At 73.7% G+C, this 1,598-nt stretch carries 2 protein-coding genes; both read right to left on the bottom strand.

Annotation, left to right across the window (positions count from 1 at the left end):
• Positions 1-275: 275 nt before the first annotated feature.
• Positions 276-1,226 carry an MASE1 domain-containing protein gene (locus ACFXA3_RS33515; RefSeq protein ID WP_385193103.1) on the bottom strand — a complete coding sequence of 317 codons (951 nt, stop codon included), beginning with the start codon at positions 1,224-1,226 and terminating at the stop codon, positions 276-278.
• Positions 1,227-1,274: 48 nt separating this feature from the next.
• The gene (locus ACFXA3_RS33510) at positions 1,275-1,550 is read right to left on the bottom strand and encodes a SpoIIE family protein phosphatase (RefSeq protein WP_385193101.1); all 276 of its coding nucleotides are present in this window, start codon (positions 1,548-1,550) and stop codon (positions 1,275-1,277) included.
• Between the last annotated feature and the right edge of the window lie 48 nt (positions 1,551-1,598).

The following is a 1,598-nucleotide window of genomic DNA, read 5'->3' as shown; positions in this document are numbered from 1 at the left end:
TTTTTATACTACACATCGTAAGCGTTCGCCGTTTGCCCCCTCCTCACCCGCCGCCGCGGTTTAACACGAAACGGGGGCCGGGAGACCAAAGCATCGGCCGCGGCCGCGCGTTGCCGGCGGCGCCCTGGCCCGGCGCCCTGGCCACGTCCCCGAGCACGCCGCCGGTTCCCCGGCCCCGGCGGCCGGCCGGAACGCCGGAAGCGACGGCCAGGGCCTGTCTTCCGGATCAGCCTGCGCCAGACGCCGCGGGCCCGGCCTGATCCGGAAGGCAGGCCCTAGTCGCCGGGGCCGCGGGGGGCGAGGCGTTCGACGACCTCGGCCAGGTCCTCGCACACCCGCTCGATCTCCTCGCGGATGTTGTTCTGTTCGGTGACCAGCGCGGACAGCAGCAGCGCGGTCAGTGCCGCCGAGCCGTTGAGCGCCTGGAGGTTGACCATGACCTCGAAGAGCGTGTGGCCCTCGAAGGGTCCGGCGCGATCGGTCGCCGCCCAGATCACCACGACGGACAGGACCAGGACGCAGGGCGCGCTGCCGGGCAGCTGGAAGCGCACGGCCGCCCAGATCAGCAGCGGGAAGACGAGGAAGAGCAGCGACAGGGAGCTCCGGCTGGCCGCGAGGGCGACGAATCCGGTGCCGACGGCCAGCGCCGCCGCCTCGGCGATCCGGTAGGCGTCGTGCGGCATCCGGACCCGGGTGAGGACGAGCAGCAGCGGGGTCACCACGAGCACGCCCATGGCGTCGCCGGCCCACCAGGCCGACCACACCGGCAGGAAGTCGTCCGGCGCCAGGTCCCCGGTGGCGAGGAGCACACCGGTGCCGATGGTCGCACTGAGCAGCATCGGCAGGAGCCCGCCCAGGAAGACCAGGGCCAGGCCGTCGCGCAGCCGGGTGATGTCGGTGCGGAAGTCCACGCGGCGCAGCAGCAGGTACGCGCACAGCGGGGCGACGGTGTTGCCCACGAGGATGCCGGCGTCGGTGACCTGGAAGCTGCCGAGGTGCTGGATGGAGAGGTACGTGCCGAGGGCGATCCCCGGCCAGATCCGCGGGCCGAACCACAACAGGGCGGCGACCGCGACGCCGGTGGGCAGCCACAGGGCGGTGACCACCGCGCCTTCGACCACCACGCGCAGCAGCAGGCCGATCCGTGCCGCGGCGTAGTAGGCGGCGGCGACGGCCAGGATCTCCAGGAGGATCCCGGTCAGACGTCGCCATTCCTCTTTGCGCACCACAGCATCAGACAACAGCCGCCGCCTCCGGGCGGGCCGTGACACGCGCTACCAGGTCCGGGGTCCTGCCGCGTCGTGGCTGAGGACGAGCACGGCCGCGTCGTCCGCGTGGCCGGTGGAATCGGCCACCTTCATGATCTCCCCGGCGATCTCGTCGGGGTCGCCGCCCGCCGCCTCGCGGACCACCCGGGCCACGCGGGCCAGTCCGACGTCGATCGGGAAGGACGGCCCCTCGACGACGCCGTCGGTGAGCAGGACGATGGAGCCCGCCCGGGGGGGGCGCCCCCCGGGGGCCCCGGACCCCGCGCCCCGCCCGCGACCCACAGGCGGGGGGCCCCCCCCCCCCGGGTTTGCGGATAAAGCCGCGCCCCG

Origin of the sequence: Streptomyces sp. NPDC059456 (assembly GCF_042750055.1) — a bacterium.
GTDB lineage: Bacteria > Actinomycetota > Actinomycetes > Streptomycetales > Streptomycetaceae > Streptomyces.
The sequence above is the reverse complement of the archived record's forward strand: the minus strand, read 5'-3'. Positions and strand labels throughout refer to the sequence as shown.